Raw genomic sequence first — 15857 nt, 5'->3', positions numbered from 1 at the left:
AATGGTCAGCACGCCCACGCGCAGCAGGCCCGGGCCGACCCGGGCCGGCAAGGCAGACCCCGCCGGACGCGCGGCAGGCGTTGCTCGGGCCTCGCTGCCGTCCCGCATTCGCTCGGGGCTTGCCGGGTTTTGGTCGGCCCTTGAAGGAAACGGTAAATCGAGCGGCGGGTCAAGCTACTACTTGATCCTTGGTGCTTCGCTGGCGCTCACGGCCATCGGGATCATCATGGTCCTCTCCGCGTCGAGCGTCGAAGCGATCGCGGCCGGCGAATCCCCGTACTCCATCGCCAGCAAGCAAGGCATGTTCGCCGGTGTGGGCATTGTTGCGATGCTGGTGCTTTCACGGATCAACGTTGTGTGGCTGAAGAGATTCGCTTGGCCCTCGATCATTCTTGCCGGCGCCTTGCTGGTGCTGGTCTTGGTCATCGGAAAGCGCGTGCTGGGCAACCAGAACTGGATCGAGATCGGCGGCTTCACCTTCCAGCCGTCGGAGTACGCCAAGTTCGCGCTGGTGCTCTGGATGGCCACGGTCCTTTCCGTCAAGGCCAAACTTCTCGACCGGTGGACGCACGCCCTGATCCCGGTTGTTCCGGTCTCCGCCGCCATCGTTACTTTGATTGTCCTGGGGCACGACCTCGGCACCTCGCTGGTGGTCATGCTCATCATGGCCGCGGGCTTGTTTTTCGGCGGCGTGAACCTGAAGCTCTTCGCCACAGCCGGGGGCGTAGCCGCAGCCGCCGCGCTGATTCTCGCGGTCACCAGCGGAAACCGGATGTGCCGCATCACCTCCTGGATGGGGCAGAGCTGCGCCGGGGCGAGCGACATCGGCTTCCAGAGCGAACAGGGCCTCAGCGCCCTTGCCTCGGGAGGCTGGCTTGGTGTTGGACTTGGCCAGAGCCGGCAAAAATACCAGTGGATTCCCGAAGCCCACAACGACTTCATTTTCGCCGTCATCGGGGAGGAACTCGGGCTCGTGGGGACCATCGTGGTCCTCGTGCTTTTTGCGTTGCTCGCAGTTGCCATCTACCGGGTCGTCAGCCACCAGGAAGACCTGTTCGCCCGCGTGCTCGGCGGATCGATCATGGCGTGGATGCTGGGCCAGGCCGCGATCAACATGGCCATGGTGGCGGGCCTGCTTCCCGTGATCGGTGTTCCGCTGCCCTTCATTTCCTACGGCGGTTCAGCGTTGGTGATGTCGCTGTGCGGCGTGGGCGTAGTGTTGTCATTGGCCCGCGCCCAAATGGCTCCCGCCAGCGGCTCCAAGCGCCGCTGGCGACTTGGCAAAACTGCACGAAAGCGTACCTAGCACTCGATGAACTCCCAGCCCAAGCCCCTGTCCGTGGTCCTTGCCGGCGGCGGAACCGCCGGACACATCAGCCCCCTGCTCGCCATTGCCGACGCCATCAAGGCGCTGCGGCCGGACGCAACGATCCTCGCCGTCGGCACACCGAACGGCATGGAAACGCGTCTCGTGCCGGCTGCCGGCTACGAGCTGGCCACCATCGACCGTGTTCCGTTTCCCCGCAAGCCTTCCGTGGACCTGCTCAAACTGCCCGGCAGGCTCGCGGCGGCCGTCAAACAGGCCGGGCGCATTCTGGACGACGCCCGGGCCGATGTCCTCCTCGGGGTCGGCGGCTATGTCTGCACTCCGATGTACCTCGCGGCCTGGCGTCGCAGGATCCCCATCGTGATCCATGAGGCCAACACGCGTGCCGGGCTCGCGAACCGGGTAGGAGCGATGTTCACCAAGCACGTGGGCGTGGCCTTCCCGGAAACCCGCCTGCGGCACGCCCGGCATGTGGGGATGCCCATGCGCAAGGCCATCGCGGGCCTGGACCGTGCAGCCCGCCGCGCGGAGGCCAGGCAGTCGCTTGGCCTGGACGCAGGTCAACCAGCACTGATCGTGACGGGCGGTTCTTCAGGAGCCCAGAGCATCAACCGGACCATTGCCGGCGCCGTCACGGCTTTGACGGAAGCCGGTATCCAGACGCTGCACATCACCGGCCGCGGCAAGGCAGTGACGAACGACGACGGCGACCTCCTGGCCGCGGATGGCTACCACCAGGTGGAATACGTCGACGGCATGGAAAACGTCTACGCAGCAGCGGACGTCCTCCTTGCCCGATCCGGTGCGGCAACGGTCAGCGAAGTGGCCGCCGTCGGGCTCCCGGCCGTCTTCGTCCCGCTGCCCATCGGAAACGGCGAGCAGGCAATGAACGCGTCCGCCCTCGTCAAGGCCGGTGCGGCGCTTCTGGTCGACGACCGGGCCTTGACCGCGGACTGGCTCAAAGCCGAGGTGATTCCTTTGCTCACTGATCAAGCCCGCCTTGAACACATGGCCGGCAAGGCAAAGGAACTTGGCATCAGAAATGCTGATCAGCAGATGGCTGATCTCGTCTTGGAAGCGGTAACCGAATGACCCAGCCCCTCGCAGACATCGATTCCCTTGGCCGGGTCCACTTCATCGGGATCGGCGGCGTGGGCATGTCCGCCGTCGCACGCATCATGGTGGCCAGGGGCGTCCCCGTGAGCGGCTCGGACGCCAAGGACCTGCCTGTCATGCATGACCTCCAGTCCGCCGGGGCGCGGATCGCAGTCGGCTACTCCGCGGAAAATCTCGGTGACGCGCAGACCGTCGTCGCCGGTTCGGCCATCCGGGCCGACAATCCGGAGCTGGAAGCGGCCCGGGTGGCCGGCCTTCCCGTGCTCCACCGCTCCGAGGCCCTCGCGGCAACCATGGGCACCGACCGTGTAGTGACCGTGGCAGGCACGCACGGCAAGTCCACCACCACGTCAATGGTCGCCGTGTTGCTCAAGGAAGCGGGCCTGGATCCGTCGTTCGCCATCGGTGCCAACGTTCCCGCCCTCGGCGTCAACGCAGCCCACGGCGCCTCGGACATCTTCGTCGCCGAAGCCGACGAATCGGACGGCTCCTTCCTCAACTACAGGCCCCTCATCGCCGTCGTCACCAACGTCGAGGCCGACCACCTGGATTACTACGGCACGCCTGAGGCCGTCTACGCGTCCTTTGACAGGTTTGCGGCGCTGCTGCCCGCCAATGGCGTGCTCTTCGCGTGCGCGGACGACGACGGCGCCCGGGCCCTCGCGGAACGGACCCGAGCCGCCGGCAATACCCGGGTACTGAGCTACGGGACGGCGGAGGACGCCGATATCCGCCTCAAGGACGGGGGACCAGGCGATGTCCGGGTATCCATGGGCGGACAGGAATACCGGCTTGAGCTTCAAGTGCCCGGCCGGCACAACGCCTTGAACGCCGCAGCCGCGTTCGCCGTCGCCGTCGAGCTGGGCGTGGCCCCCGCGGCTGCCGCGGCCGCCCTCGGCCATTTCACCGGAGCCTCGCGGCGATTCGAGTTCAAGGGGCAGGGGAGGGGCGTGCGTGTCTACGACGACTACGCCCACCACCCCACGGAAGTCCGGGCCGCCTTGTCCGCTGCCCGCTCCGTGGCAGGCGGCAACAAGGTGCACGTCCTCTTCCAGCCCCACTTGTTTTCCCGCACGCGGGAATTCGCGGAGCAGTTCGCCGAAGCGCTTGGCGAGTCGGACACAGCCCTCGTGCTGGATATCTACCCTGCACGCGAGGATCCCATTCCCGGGGTCACGAGTGCTTTGATCACCGAGCGCCTCAAGCGCGGCAGGCTCGTGGCAGGCGGGCAGGAAGCGCTGGACGCGATTCTTTCTGCGGCGGGCGAGGGCGACATCGTCCTGACCGTCGGAGCGGGCGACGTGACGGCTTACGGGCCCCGGATCGTGGAGCTGTTGGGTGGCTGACACCCGGAAGCCCACTTTCAAGCCGCAGGCGGGCACGCGGCCCGGAGCGGTCAGTGCTGAACGCAGCCTCGATGACGCCGTCGATGCCCCTCCCCGGGCCGGGCGGGGCAAGGACAGCAATGTGCTGGCCTTCCCGGAACCCAAGGGACGCAAGCGCCGGCGGACCGTGCTCACGGCCTTGGCGATCATCGTCGCCCTTGTCGCCGGAATCATCGTTGCGGCGATCTACTCGCCGGTGCTCGCCGTGCGCAAAGTGACGGTCGACGGTACCAAGCTGCTCCAGGCAGCAAGCGTCCAGAAGGCGCTGGAACCGGTGAAGGGAAAACCCCTTCCGCAAATCAACGACGCCGAGATCGCCGGGCTGCTCAAGCCCCTCGTCCAGGTGCGTTCAGTCAGTACCGAAGCGCGCCCGCCGTCGGAACTTCTGGTCCACATCGTGGAGCGGGTGCCCGTGGCCCTGGTCAAGAGCGGCGACAACTATTCGCTGGTTGACGTCGACGGGGTCCAGCTCGGATCCACCGCGGATCCCGCATCGGTGGCCTTGCCCCGTATCGACGGGCAAGGAGCGAACCAGAACCTCTTCAGGGCGATCACGGCAGTTCTCGCGACCCTGCCGGCGGATGTCCTGGCGAAGATGGCCAGCGCATCGGCCTCGTCCCCGGACGCCGTCGAGCTCAAGCTTACGGACGGCAAGACGGTTGTGTGGGGGAATGCGGACGAGAAGGAGCTGAAGGCCCGCGTCCTTGAGGCGTTGCTCAAGGCTCCCGCCAATCCGAAGGTTCCGGTGAGTGTCTACGATGTCAGCGCACCGAGGCACCCGTTTACCAAATAACCAATTCAGCAAGTAACCTCACTGGGGCATACGGCTATTTTTCGGAGTTTCACACGACACGCGGAGGCGGTCATTGAATGTCGGATTCATAGCCCATACCGTCACATAAGAGTTACTTGACATAACTATAACCTTCAACTAGAGGGTTAAGGTCCAAGGATTCAAGTTGGACTCGATCTGTTTCGCTATAGGACACAAGCAAGGGGCACGAAACGTGGCAGCACCGCAGAATTACTTGGCCGTCATCAAGGTCGTCGGCATCGGCGGCGGTGGCGTGAATGCAGTTAACCGAATGATCGAAGTCGGCCTCCGCGGCGTCGAGTTCATCGCCATCAACACCGATGCCCAGGCTCTCCTCATGAGCGACGCGGACGTCAAGCTCGACGTCGGACGCGAACTCACGCGAGGACTGGGAGCCGGCGCCAACCCGGACGTCGGACGCCAGGCCGCCGAGGACCACGCCGATGAGATCGAAGAGGTCCTCCGCGGGGCCGACATGGTCTTCGTCACCGCAGGTGAAGGCGGCGGCACCGGTACCGGCGGCGCTCCCGTCGTTGCCCGGATTGCCCGCTCGCTCGGCGCCCTGACCATCGGCGTCGTCACCAGGCCGTTCACGTTCGAAGGCCGCCGCCGGGCGGGTTCCGCCGAGGCTGGCATCGACGCCTTGCGCGACGAAGTCGACACCCTGATCGTGATCCCCAACGACCGCCTCCTGTCCATCAGCGACCGCAACGTCTCCGTCCTGGACGCTTTCCGGTCCGCTGACCAGGTGCTCCTTTCCGGTGTCCAAGGCATCACCGACCTCATCACGACCCCTGGTTTGATCAACCTTGACTTCGCCGACGTCAAGTCGGTCATGCAGGGCGCCGGCTCCGCGCTGATGGGCATCGGCTCGGCGCGCGGCGAGGACCGTGCCGTCAAGGCCGCCGAGCTTGCCATCGCTTCGCCGCTCCTGGAAGCTTCGATCGACGGCGCCCACGGCGTCCTGCTCTCCATCCAAGGCGGTTCGGACCTGGGCCTGTTCGAGATCAACGAAGCTGCTCGGCTCGTGCAGGAAGTGGCGCACCCGGAAGCCAACATCATCTTCGGTGCCGTGATCGACGACGCCCTGGGCGACGAGGCACGCGTCACGGTCATCGCCGCTGGTTTTGACGACCTCAAGGCCACCTCGCCCTCGATGAACCAGACGGCTGCCCAGCAGCCAGGCCAGCACCAGGCCCCTGCGGCCCAGGAGCGTCCGGCAGCACCTTCGGCTGCTCCGGCCTACTCTGCGCCCCAGCACGCGGCTGCCGGCGTGGGCGCCTCCGGCTTGAGCAGCTGGGGCCAGCAGCGCCCGTCCGCGTTGCCCGCCGACTCGGGCTTCGACGTCGACCTCCCCGCCGTCGTCGAACCGGACCTTACGGGAAGCCGCAACGACGACCTCGATGTTCCGGACTTCCTGAAGTAACAGGTCTGCCCAAACCACCCAGGAGAGTTAGCCAGTAGTGTTTTGGTGGCGACAAGAAGTGCGGCCGGGAATTTCGGTCGCCTTCTCCGATGACGATGCGGGCAACCTTGCACTGCACGTAGCGGACGATCCTGACGACGTCATGGCGCGCCGGGCCCGGCTGGAAGCAGCGGCGGGGCTCGGGGAACGCCATTTCCAGTTCATGAACCAGGTCCACGGAAAAGCCGTCGCGTTCATCTCCGAATTCGGGGATGGGCCAACGGCGGACGCAATGGTGTCAAAGGGGCAACCCCTCGCGGTCATGGTGGCCGACTGCGTCCCCGTTGTGCTCGTGGGCGAAGGTCGCGACGACGCCGATCCCGTCCTTGCAGTAATCCACGCGGGCCGGCCCGGCGTCGCCGCGGATATCGTTTCAGCCGCCGTGGTCGAGATGCGGAACCGCGGGGCAGCGGCCATCAGCGCTTGGGTGGGTCCCTCCATCTGCGGTGAATGCTACGAAGTTCCGGAACAACTGCGTGCGGACGTAGCGTCCGCGGTCCCGGAAACCTGGTCCACCACCTCGTGGGGCACGCCGGCACTCGACCTGCCCGCCGGTGTGCGCGCCCAGTTACGGGCACACGACGTCGCTGTCGAGTACTCGGGGGAGTGCACGCGGGAGACCCCCAGCCTGTACTCGTACAGGCGCAATCAACGAACGGGCCGGTTTGCCGGCTTGGTGTGGACGCATGAGTAAGCAATTCCCGACGGCGGAAGGTTCCGGGGACGATCCGCGTACCGCCGAACTGCGGGAACGGCTCGCCGCGGTCCGCCAACGGATTTCGAGCGCAACTGCGGCCGCCGGGCGAAGTGAAGAGCCGCAACTGATCGTGGTCAGCAAGTTCCATCCCGCGGCGGACGTAGCACGGTTGGCGGAACTCGGCGTGGCTGATTTCGGTGAAAACCGCGACCAGGAAGCGGCCGCGAAGTCCGCCGAACTCGCCGGACTGCCGGTGCGCTGGCACTTCATCGGGCAACTGCAAAGCAACAAGGCCAAGTCCGTCGTGAAGTACGCGTCGTCCGTGCACTCGGTCGACCGGCCGCAACTTGCCGAGGCCCTCGCAAAGGCTGTCGCGCGGCAACAGTCCGAGTCCGGCAGGCCGGACCTCGACTGCTACATCCAGGTCAGCCTCGAGGACGACGGCGGCGCCCACCGCGGCGGGGCGGCACCGTCTGACGTCGAACGCCTCGCCGAATCCATTGCAACCGCCGCAGGGCTGCGCCTGGCCGGCGTGATGGCCGTCGCGCCGCTCGGCGCGCACCCGGAGGAGGCTTTCGAGAAACTCGCGGCCGTTTCGAGGGATCTTCGGGGACTGCATCCGGACGCCGTGGGGATATCCGCCGGGATGAGCCAGGACCTCGAAGCTGCCGTTCAATTCGGTGCGACACACCTGCGAATTGGCTCGGATATTCTCGGTTCGCGCCCGCAGGTGGGGTAGCGTCAAAGTATTGGAAGCGACGGGCCGGGATTCAGCGATGTCAAGTCATGGGCAGGCCCGCCTACTGCAGACACGATAGGAGTCCAGCATGGCTGGCGCACTGCGCAAGACAATGGTTTATCTTGGGCTCGCCGATGGCGATGAACACTACGAGTCTGAGCAGCACGTGCAGCACACGGATGAGGACCGGTCTGTCGACAATCGTGAAGAGCGCCGCGCTCCAGCACCTGTACGTGAAGTAGTTCGTGAAGTCCCCCCTGTCGCCGAAGAGGAATACCGCGCACCCGTGACACCTATCAAGCGTGCGGCGTCCAGCCGCGAAGATGCCTCCGGTCTGAAGCAGATCACCACCGTCCATCCCCGCTCCTACAATGACGCCAAGATCATCGGCGAAAGCTTCCGGGACGGCATCCCCGTGATCATGAATGTCACGGACATGGGCGAAGCGGATGCGAAGCGCCTTGTCGATTTTTCCGCCGGGTTGGTTTTCGGCCTCCACGGCAGCATTGAGCGTGTCACCAGCAAGGTGTTCCTGTTGTCGCCGTCGTACGTCGAAGTTCTCGGCGACGACAAGAAGGTCAGCGAAGCCCAAGCAACGTTCTTCAACCAGAGCTAGAACGGTCAACCGGGATGCCAGGCAGAGCGATCTGCCTGGCATCTGTGTTGCAATAGAGGGACTGACCGGAAAAATGGCGAACTAGGAGATCTGAGCTAACCCGTGGGCATTGTTTTCGGCCTTTTGTACATAGCATTGCTGCTGTTCCTGGTCACCCTCATCATCAGGCTCGTTTTCGATCTGGTGCAGATGTTTGCGCGCCAGTGGCGCCCGCGTGGCGGAGCCCTGGTGGCTGCGCACGTGGTCTATTCCGTGACGGATCCGCCGTTGAAACGGATCCGCCGGATGATTCCGCCGCTGCAGCTTGGCGGGGTGTCCCTTGACCTGGCATTTCTGATCGTGTTTATTGTCGTCAGCATCGCGATGGGATTCGTTTACTCGCTGGCGTAGCTCTTCCGCAGTGCATGTGCCGTAGGACCTGTTTCTTCGGCTTGTGGGCTGCAAACCTCCGAACCAACACTATGGTGTTGAATTGGGGGAATCAGATGATATTTAGGTACCGTAGTTTTGAACGGCCGGAAGGCCTACTGACTAACTAGACCAACGAGGTGACCAGATGGCTTTGACGCCAGAAGACGTTGTCAACAAGCGCTTTCAGCCGACCAAGTTCCGCGAAGGCTACGACCAGGACGAGGTCGATGACTTCCTCGACGAGATCGTCGTCGAGCTGAGGCGCCTTAACCAGGAGAACGACGAGCTCCGCAAGAAGCTTGCCGAAAGCGGAAACGCGGTCCCGGCCAGCGCAGCGTCGGCACCCGTGGTCGAGAAGGTGCCGGCTCCGGTGAAGGCCGACAAGGACGCACAGGCCAAGGCAGACGCCCAGGCAAAGGGTGACGCGGACAAGAAGAAGGAGCCGGCTTCTGCCGCTGCTCCGGCCGCGGCTTCCGCCGGCTCTCCTTCCGCCGAATCCGCAGCCGGCCTGCTGGCCATGGCCCAGCAGATGCACGACAAGCACGTGGCCGACGGCCAGCAGCAGGCGGAGAAGATCATCGCCGAGGCACAGATCGAAGCCTCCAGCCTCGTCAACGACGCGCAGGACAAGTCCCGCAAGATCCTCGGTGCCCTTGAGCAGCAGCGCAGTGTTCTCGAACGCAAGGTGGAGCAGCTCCGCGGCTTTGAGCGCGACTACCGCTCCCGCCTGAAGGCCTACATCGAAGGCCAGCTGCGTGACCTGGATGCCCGCGGCTCAGTTGCGGCTCCCGAGGTCGGCGAAGCGGCCGCAGAGGTCTAGCAAGTATTCTGAAAGCCGGTGGCTGGGGATTCCTCGGCCACCGGCTTTCGCCTGTTAAGGCGCAGAAGCCACGGTTACCGAATGAAAGCACTATGAGCGACGAACAAACTCACGGCACCGAGCCAACCAATAGCAGCGTGGAGCCGGCCCGGACCAAGGCCCGCACGCGGCGTCCAGCACTGCTATGGGTCTTTGCGGGCTTCGCCGTGTTCGCCTACGCCTTTGACCAGCTGACCAAGCTCTGGGTCACCAGCACCATGGTCGAAGGCGAGCGGACCCCTGTCCTGCCGCCGATCCTGCACTGGTACTACATCCGCAATTCGGGCGCCGCCTTCTCCATCGGTGAAAACGTCACGTGGGTCTTCACGATCGTCATGGCGGCCGTTTCGGTGGTGATTCTGTTCCAAGTGCGTCGATTGGGGTCGGCCTGGTGGTCCTTGGCGCTGGGCCTGTTGCTGGGTGGCGCCCTCGGAAACCTCACGGACCGGCTGTTCCGTGAGCCTTCGTTTGCCATGGGCCACGTGGTGGACTTCATCCAGTTGCCCAACTTCGCGATCTTCAACATCGCCGACTCGGCGGTGGTGTCCGGCGTCGTCATCATTTGCCTGCTGACCCTGCGGGGGATTGGACTGGACGGTTCCCGCCACCACTCCGCGGATTCAGCGCCCGCCACGTCCGACAAGCCGGAAGGTGAGGCTCCGGGCGATGTCTGAGCAGTTCGTGGTGCCCGAGGAATTGGGCGGGGCCAGGGCCGACGCGGGCTTGGCGAAAATGATGGAGATCTCCCGCTCCGCGGCCGCCTTGCTGATCGCCGAGGGCAACGTCACCGTCTCCGCGAACGTGCTGGGCAAGTCGGCGAAACTCACTGCCGGGTCCGTACTGGAAGTCACCGTTCCCGAGCGCAGGGATCCCTTGGAAGTCGTGGAGGAAGTCGTGGAAGGCCTGAACATTCTGTTGGACGATGACGATTTTGTCGTCATCGACAAGCCGGTCGGCGTGGCGGCGCACCCGTCGCCCGGTTGGGTGGGTCCTACGGTGGTGGGTGGACTCGCGGGAGCGGGATACCGGATCTCGACCTCGGGCGCGCCTGAACGCGCCGGCATCGTCCACCGCCTCGACGTCGGAACGTCGGGGGTCATGGTTGTGGCGAAAAGCGAAGACGCTTACACGGTCCTGAAGCGTGCCTTTAAGGAGCGCACGGTGGACAAGGTTTACCACGCGGTGGTCCAAGGTCTGCCGGACCCCCTGGAAGGCACCATAGACGCGCCCATCGGACGCCACCCCGGGCACGATTGGCGTTTCGCGGTGATCGAGGACGGGCGTCCCTCTGTGACGCACTACGAGGTCCTTGAGGCCTACGGCAAGGCGACCCTCGTGGAAATTCACCTTGAGACAGGCAGGACACACCAGATCCGGGTTCATTTCTCGGCCCTCAGGCACCCCTGTGCGGGCGATCTGACCTACGGCGCGGACCCGCGTTTGGCTGCCAACCTGGGACTCACCCGGCAATGGCTGCACGCGCGTCGGCTTGGCTTCAACCACCCCCGGACCGGCGAATGGGTGGAAGTCACCAGCCAGTACCCGGCGGACCTGCAATACGCGCTGGACCTTCTTGAAAGCGGCAAGGCGTAACTCGATCCACGCTTCCAGCGCGCCCCTCCAACGGCGGGGCCAGTCCCGGTAGACTGTCGTGGTGACTTCCAGCAATGACTCGTTCGTCCACCTGCACACCCACACCGAATACTCCATGCTGGATGGAGCGGCCCGCCTCACCGAGTTGTTTGACGAGACCGAGCGGTTGGGCATGCCGGCGCTGGCCACCACCGACCACGGGTACCTGTTCGGCGCCTTCGACTTTTGGAAGAAGGCCACGGACAAAGGCATCAAGCCGATCATCGGCGTCGAGGCCTATGTCACGCCGGGCACCGCACGCGGCGACAAGGAGCGCGTCCGCTGGGGCGATGAGAGCCAGCGGAAAGACGACGTTTCCGGTGGTGGTTCCTACACCCACATGACCCTGCTGAGCTACAACAACGTGGGCATGCGGAATCTTTTCCGGGCATCCTCGATTGCTTCGCTCGACTCGGTATTCGGCAAATGGCCTCGCTTGGACCGGGAGTTGCTGAACACGTATTCAGAAGGGCTGATCGCCACCACCGGTTGCCCTTCCGGTGAAATCCAGACCCGCCTTCGGCTGGGGCAATACCGGGAGGCGCTGGCTGCGGCCTCCGAATTCCGGGACATCTTCGGCGCGGAAAACTACTTCTGCGAACTGATGGACCACGGCCTGGACATCGAGCGGCGGGTCACCGGCGACCTGCTGCGCCTGGCCAAGGAACTGAAGCTTCCGCTCGTGGCCACCAACGACCTCCACTACACGCACGAGCATGACGCCAAGGCCCACGAGGCCCTCTTGGCTATCCAGTCGGGATCCACCCTGCTCGAGCCCACCTATGACAACGGCGGCTCCCGGTTCGCTTTCTCCGGCTCCGGCTACTATTTGAAGTCGCCGCAGGAGATGCGCGAGCTGTTCCGCGACCATCCCGAGGCCTGCGACAACACCTTGTTGATCGCCGAGCGCTGCGATGTGTCCTTCAACACCGGCGCGAACTACATGCCGCGGTTCCCATGCCCTCCCGGCGAGGACGAGACGTCCTGGCTCGTCAAGGAGGTGGCCAAGGGACTGGATTACCGCTATCCCAAGGGCGTCCCGGACAAGGTGCGCAAGCAGGCCGACTATGAGCTCGACGTCATCACGTCCATGGGATTCCCCGGCTACTTCCTCGTGGTTGCCGACTTCATCAACTGGGCCAAGAACAACGGCATCCGGGTAGGGCCGGGCCGTGGCTCCGGTGCGGGCTCCATGGTGGCCTACGCCATGCGCATCACCGACCTCGACCCGCTCGAGCACGGCCTGATTTTCGAGCGCTTCCTCAACCCGGACCGCGTATCCATGCCCGACTTCGACGTCGACTTCGATGATCGCCGCCGTTCCGAGGTCATCGACTACGTCACTAGGAAGTACGGCGACGAGCGCGTTGCGATGATTGTCACCTACGGCACCATCAAGACCAAGCAGGCGCTCAAGGACTCCTCCCGCGTGCTTGGCTACCCGTTCAGCATGGGCGAGCAGCTCACCAAGGCCCTGCCGCCGGCCGTGATGGCCAAGGACATCCCGCTCGCGGACATCCAGAACCCGGAGGCCAAGCGCTACAGCGAGGCAGCAGACTTCCGCCAGCTCATCAGCACGGACCCGGAGGCCGCCAAGGTATTCGAGACCGCGCTGGGCATTGAAGGACTGAAGCGGCAGTGGGGCGTACACGCCGCCGGTGTCATCATGTCTTCGGACCCCATCATCGACGTCATTCCCATCATGCGCCGCATCCAGGACGGCCAGGTGATCACGCAGTTCGATTACCCGACGTCCGAAGGCCTTGGCCTGATCAAGATGGACTTCCTCGGTTTGAGGAACCTGACGATCATTTCCGACGCCCTGGAAAACATCAAGATGAACCGGGGCGTTGACCTCGATCTCGAGCACCTGGCGTTGGACGACCCGGCGTCGTACGAGTTGCTGGCGCGCGGCGACACTTTGGGCGTCTTCCAGCTCGACGGCGGACCCATGCGTTCGCTGCTCAAGCTCATGAAGCCTGACAACTTCGAAGACATCTCCGCGGTGTTGGCGCTCTACCGCCCGGGTCCCATGGGCGCCAACGCGCACACCGACTATGCCCTGCGCAAGAACAAGATCCAGGAAGTCATCCCGATCCACCCGGAGCTCGAGGAACCGCTCGCCGAAATCCTCGGCGGAACATACGGCCTGATCGTGTACCAGGAGCAGGTCATGGCCGTGGCCCAGAAGCTGGCCGGCTACTCGCTGGGTCAAGCCGACATCCTGCGCCGCGCGATGGGCAAGAAGAAGAAGGCCGAACTGGACAAGCAGTTCGCCGGCTTCTCGCAAGGCATGCAGGACAACGGCTATTCGATGGAGGCCGTCAAGACCCTGTGGGACATCCTGCTCCCGTTCTCCGACTACGCTTTCAACAAGGCGCACTCCGCAGCGTACGGGGTCATCTCGTATTGGACTGCATACCTGAAGGCCCACTACGCCCCCGAATACATGGCTGCCCTGCTCACCTCCGTGGGCGACGACAAGGACAAATCGGCGATCTACCTCAATGAGTGCCGGCGCATGGGAATCACTGTCCTTCCGCCGGATGTCAACGAGTCGAGCCTCAACTTCACCCCTGTGGGATCGGACATCCGCTTCGGAATGGGTGCCATCCGCAATGTCGGCGTCAACGTGGTGGAAGCCATGGTGGCGGCCCGTGCGAGCGAGGGAGCCTACACCTCGTTCAAGGACTTCCTCATGAAGGTTCCGGCGGTGGTCTGCAACAAGCGCACCATCGAGTCCCTCATCAAGGCCGGCGCGTTCGACTCCCTCGGCCACCACCGCCGTGCCTTGGCCATGGTCCACGAAGAAGCGATCGACTCTGTCATCACGCTCAAGCGCAATGAAGCGATCGGCCAGTTCGATCTCTTTGCCGGATTCGAGGAGCAGGAGCCGCAAGCCTCACTGAGCACGGAGATCCCGGACCTGCCGGAATGGGAGAAGAAAGACAAGCTCGCTTTCGAAAGGGACATGCTCGGCCTGTATGTCTCGGACCATCCCCTGCAGGGGCTCGAGGGCGTGTTGAGCCAGCATGCCGAGCAGTCGATCACCTCGATCCTTGGCGAAGACGGACCGCACGACGGCGCCATCGTCACCATCGCGGGCATGATCACTTCCCTCAGCCGCAGGATCGCCAAAGCGAGCGGCAACGCCTACGCGCGGGCGGAGATCGAAGACCTCGGGGCGTCCATCGAGGTCATGTTCTTCGGCCAGGTCTACGGGCCAATCGCTTCGGTCCTTGCCGAGGACCTGATCGTGGTGGTCAAGGGCCGCTTGCAGCGGCGTGACGACGGTGCGGTCACCCTGAACTGCATGGAACTCTCGGTTCCGGACCTGAGCGAAAGCACCAACGGTCCCCTCGTCATCACGATGCCCACTTACAAGGCGACGGAGGCCGTTGTTACCGAACTTCGCGATGTCTTGACCACCCACCGGGGAAACTCCGAGGTGAGACTGCATTTGCAGGGCGACTCCAAGGTCGAAATCATGGGCTTGCCGGTGCACATGCGGGTCAATCCCACCCCGTCGCTTTTCGGTGACCTCAAGGTGCTTCTGGGCCCGACCTGCCTGGACAGCACCAACTAAATTTCCACCAACTAAATTTCCACCAACTAAATTTCCACCAACTAAATTTCATAGTCGAGCGGAACCGGCTGGCCGTAGGATCCCGAGTGGTACAGCAGGGGAGTATCGTCCTCGCCGACCAGCCCGTCGACAACCTCCACCACGACGATCGCGTTGTTTTCGAAGGACAAGCGCATCTGGATCTTGCCGATCAGCCAGCCGGCCACGTTCTTGAGGATCGGGACCCCGAAGGGGCCCGGCTCCCAATGATCGCCTTCAAACCTTTCCTGGGTGCGGGCGAACCGGTCGGCGAGTTCTTGGTTCTCTAGCCCGAGCATGTGCAGGCCGATGTACGTCGCATTAGCCACCGCCGGCCAGGAGCTGGAACTGCGGGACATGTTGAACGTGAAGCGTGGCGGCTCGGCGGAGAGCGAAGCGACGGATGTCGCGGTGAAGCCGAAAGGCTTGCCGTTGAGGTCGGCAGTGATGATGGCCACCCCGGCGGCATGCCGGCGGAACATTTGCTTGAATGTTGCTTCAAAAGCGGGATTGTCCGAAGCCACTTTGCCGATCTCCTGCGTGAGCTCTTGGTAATAACGCTGGTGGATTCAGCCTATTCCGCCGCCGGCCGGGACGCGTGCTTGTTGATCGTCCAGAAACGTTTGTTAATGTTTGTGTCATGACCAAGCCAGCATCGAACGTTCTCGACTCCGACCCTGCGAGGGGCACGGACCCGGATACGGGGACGCGGGAGCGCGCATGGTGGCTTTGGCTCGTGGTGCCCGCAGCCTCGGGGGTCGGCTTGGGCCTCGCCTGGTGGTTGTTGGCTCCGGGCGGCCTCAACGTCCTCTCCGGAAATCCGGCCCTTGCCGATCCGACGGCCTCAGCGGGGCGGCTTCCGAGGGACTTGGTCCTGGCAGGGCTCTTGCTGCTTTCCGGCTGCTTCACCGCAGTCCTGCTGGACAGCAAGGTGCGCAAACCCGGGCACGGCGTCCGCACCTTCCTGGCCGTTTCGGGCGGCGCGGCCGGGGCGCTGGTGGCGTGGCAGGCGGGTCTGCTCGCCGCGCAGTGGTGGGGCCACGCCTCAAGTGGAGGCGACGGCTTCTCATTGCGCTCGATGACGGCGCTCTTGCTGTGGCCCGGTACGACGGCCCTCGTGACATTCCTCTTGACGCTCTTCAGCTTGATGGGAAAGCAGCAGCCCGAGGGACCCCCGGTTGCACCGTAAAAT

At 64.2% G+C, this 15857-nt stretch carries 15 protein-coding genes; 14 read left to right on the top strand and 1 reads right to left on the bottom strand.

Annotated elements, in window-relative coordinates:
• The first annotated feature begins 1 nt into the window (after position 1).
• The 13 genes from ftsW (at position 2) to dnaE (ending at position 14647) form a co-directional block, all read left to right on the top strand.
• Positions 2-1306: a putative lipid II flippase FtsW gene (gene ftsW, locus L0B83_RS15045; protein ID WP_234759270.1), complete on the top strand. Its 1305-nt coding sequence runs from the start codon at positions 2-4 to the stop codon at positions 1304-1306.
• Between the two features lie 6 nt (positions 1307-1312).
• Positions 1313-2419: an undecaprenyldiphospho-muramoylpentapeptide beta-N-acetylglucosaminyltransferase gene (gene murG, locus L0B83_RS15040; protein WP_234759269.1), complete on the top strand. Its 1107-nt coding sequence runs from the start codon at positions 1313-1315 to the stop codon at positions 2417-2419.
• Positions 2416-3789, top strand: a complete 1374-nt coding sequence (murC, locus tag L0B83_RS15035) for a UDP-N-acetylmuramate--L-alanine ligase (protein WP_234759268.1) — start codon at positions 2416-2418, stop codon at positions 3787-3789. Before murG ends, murC begins: the two co-directional genes overlap by 4 nt.
• On the top strand, positions 3782-4621 hold the full coding sequence (locus L0B83_RS15030; RefSeq protein ID WP_234759267.1) for a cell division protein FtsQ/DivIB: 840 nt from the start codon (positions 3782-3784) through the stop codon (positions 4619-4621). Before murC ends, L0B83_RS15030 begins: the two co-directional genes overlap by 8 nt.
• Before the next feature lie 214 nt (positions 4622-4835).
• Positions 4836-6068, top strand: coding sequence for a cell division protein FtsZ (gene ftsZ / locus L0B83_RS15025; RefSeq protein ID WP_234759266.1), 1233 nt, complete (start codon positions 4836-4838; stop codon positions 6066-6068).
• Positions 6069-6105: 37 nt separating this feature from the next.
• On the top strand, positions 6106-6801 hold the full coding sequence (locus tag L0B83_RS15020; RefSeq protein ID WP_234759265.1) for a purine nucleoside phosphorylase YfiH/LACC1 family protein: 696 nt from the start codon (positions 6106-6108) through the stop codon (positions 6799-6801).
• Positions 6794-7543 (top strand): YggS family pyridoxal phosphate-dependent enzyme, encoded by a 750-nt coding sequence (locus L0B83_RS15015; protein WP_234759264.1) that lies wholly within the window; start codon positions 6794-6796, stop codon positions 7541-7543. Before L0B83_RS15020 ends, L0B83_RS15015 begins: the two co-directional genes overlap by 8 nt.
• 88 nt (positions 7544-7631) lie before the next feature.
• Complete coding sequence (locus L0B83_RS15010; protein ID WP_234759263.1) at positions 7632-8159, top strand: cell division protein SepF; 528 nt, start codon at positions 7632-7634, stop codon at positions 8157-8159.
• A 102-nt stretch (positions 8160-8261) separates the two neighbouring features.
• Positions 8262-8549: a YggT family protein gene (locus tag L0B83_RS15005; protein ID WP_234759262.1), complete on the top strand. Its 288-nt coding sequence runs from the start codon at positions 8262-8264 to the stop codon at positions 8547-8549.
• A gap of 166 nt (positions 8550-8715) precedes the next feature.
• Positions 8716-9390, top strand: a complete 675-nt coding sequence (locus tag L0B83_RS15000; protein ID WP_234759261.1) for a DivIVA domain-containing protein — start codon at positions 8716-8718, stop codon at positions 9388-9390.
• A gap of 92 nt (positions 9391-9482) precedes the next feature.
• Positions 9483-10103: a signal peptidase II gene (gene lspA / locus L0B83_RS14995; RefSeq protein WP_234759260.1), complete on the top strand. Its 621-nt coding sequence runs from the start codon at positions 9483-9485 to the stop codon at positions 10101-10103.
• On the top strand, positions 10096-11022 hold the full coding sequence (locus tag L0B83_RS14990) for an RluA family pseudouridine synthase (protein WP_234759259.1): 927 nt from the start codon (positions 10096-10098) through the stop codon (positions 11020-11022). Before lspA ends, L0B83_RS14990 begins: the two co-directional genes overlap by 8 nt.
• Positions 11023-11083: 61 nt before the next feature.
• Entirely contained in the window at positions 11084-14647 is a 3564-nt protein-coding gene (gene dnaE / locus L0B83_RS14985) for a DNA polymerase III subunit alpha (RefSeq protein ID WP_234759258.1), read from the top strand.
• A gap of 41 nt (positions 14648-14688) precedes the next feature.
• Here the strand turns inward: dnaE and L0B83_RS14980 are convergent, their stop codons facing one another.
• Entirely contained in the window at positions 14689-15147 is a 459-nt protein-coding gene (locus tag L0B83_RS14980; protein WP_234759303.1) for a flavin reductase family protein, read from the bottom strand.
• A gap of 158 nt (positions 15148-15305) precedes the next feature.
• Here L0B83_RS14980 and L0B83_RS14975 point away from each other — a divergent pair, with 158 nt between their 5' ends.
• The gene (locus tag L0B83_RS14975; RefSeq protein WP_234759257.1) at positions 15306-15854 is read left to right on the top strand and encodes a hypothetical protein; all 549 of its coding nucleotides are present in this window, start codon (positions 15306-15308) and stop codon (positions 15852-15854) included.
• Positions 15855-15857: the final 3 nt, after the last annotated feature.

Source organism: Arthrobacter alkaliphilus (genome assembly GCF_021483235.1).
Classification (GTDB): Bacteria; Actinomycetota; Actinomycetes; order Actinomycetales; family Micrococcaceae; genus Arthrobacter; species Arthrobacter alkaliphilus.
Note: the sequence above shows the minus strand (reverse complement) of the source record. Positions and strands in the feature narration are given on the sequence as shown.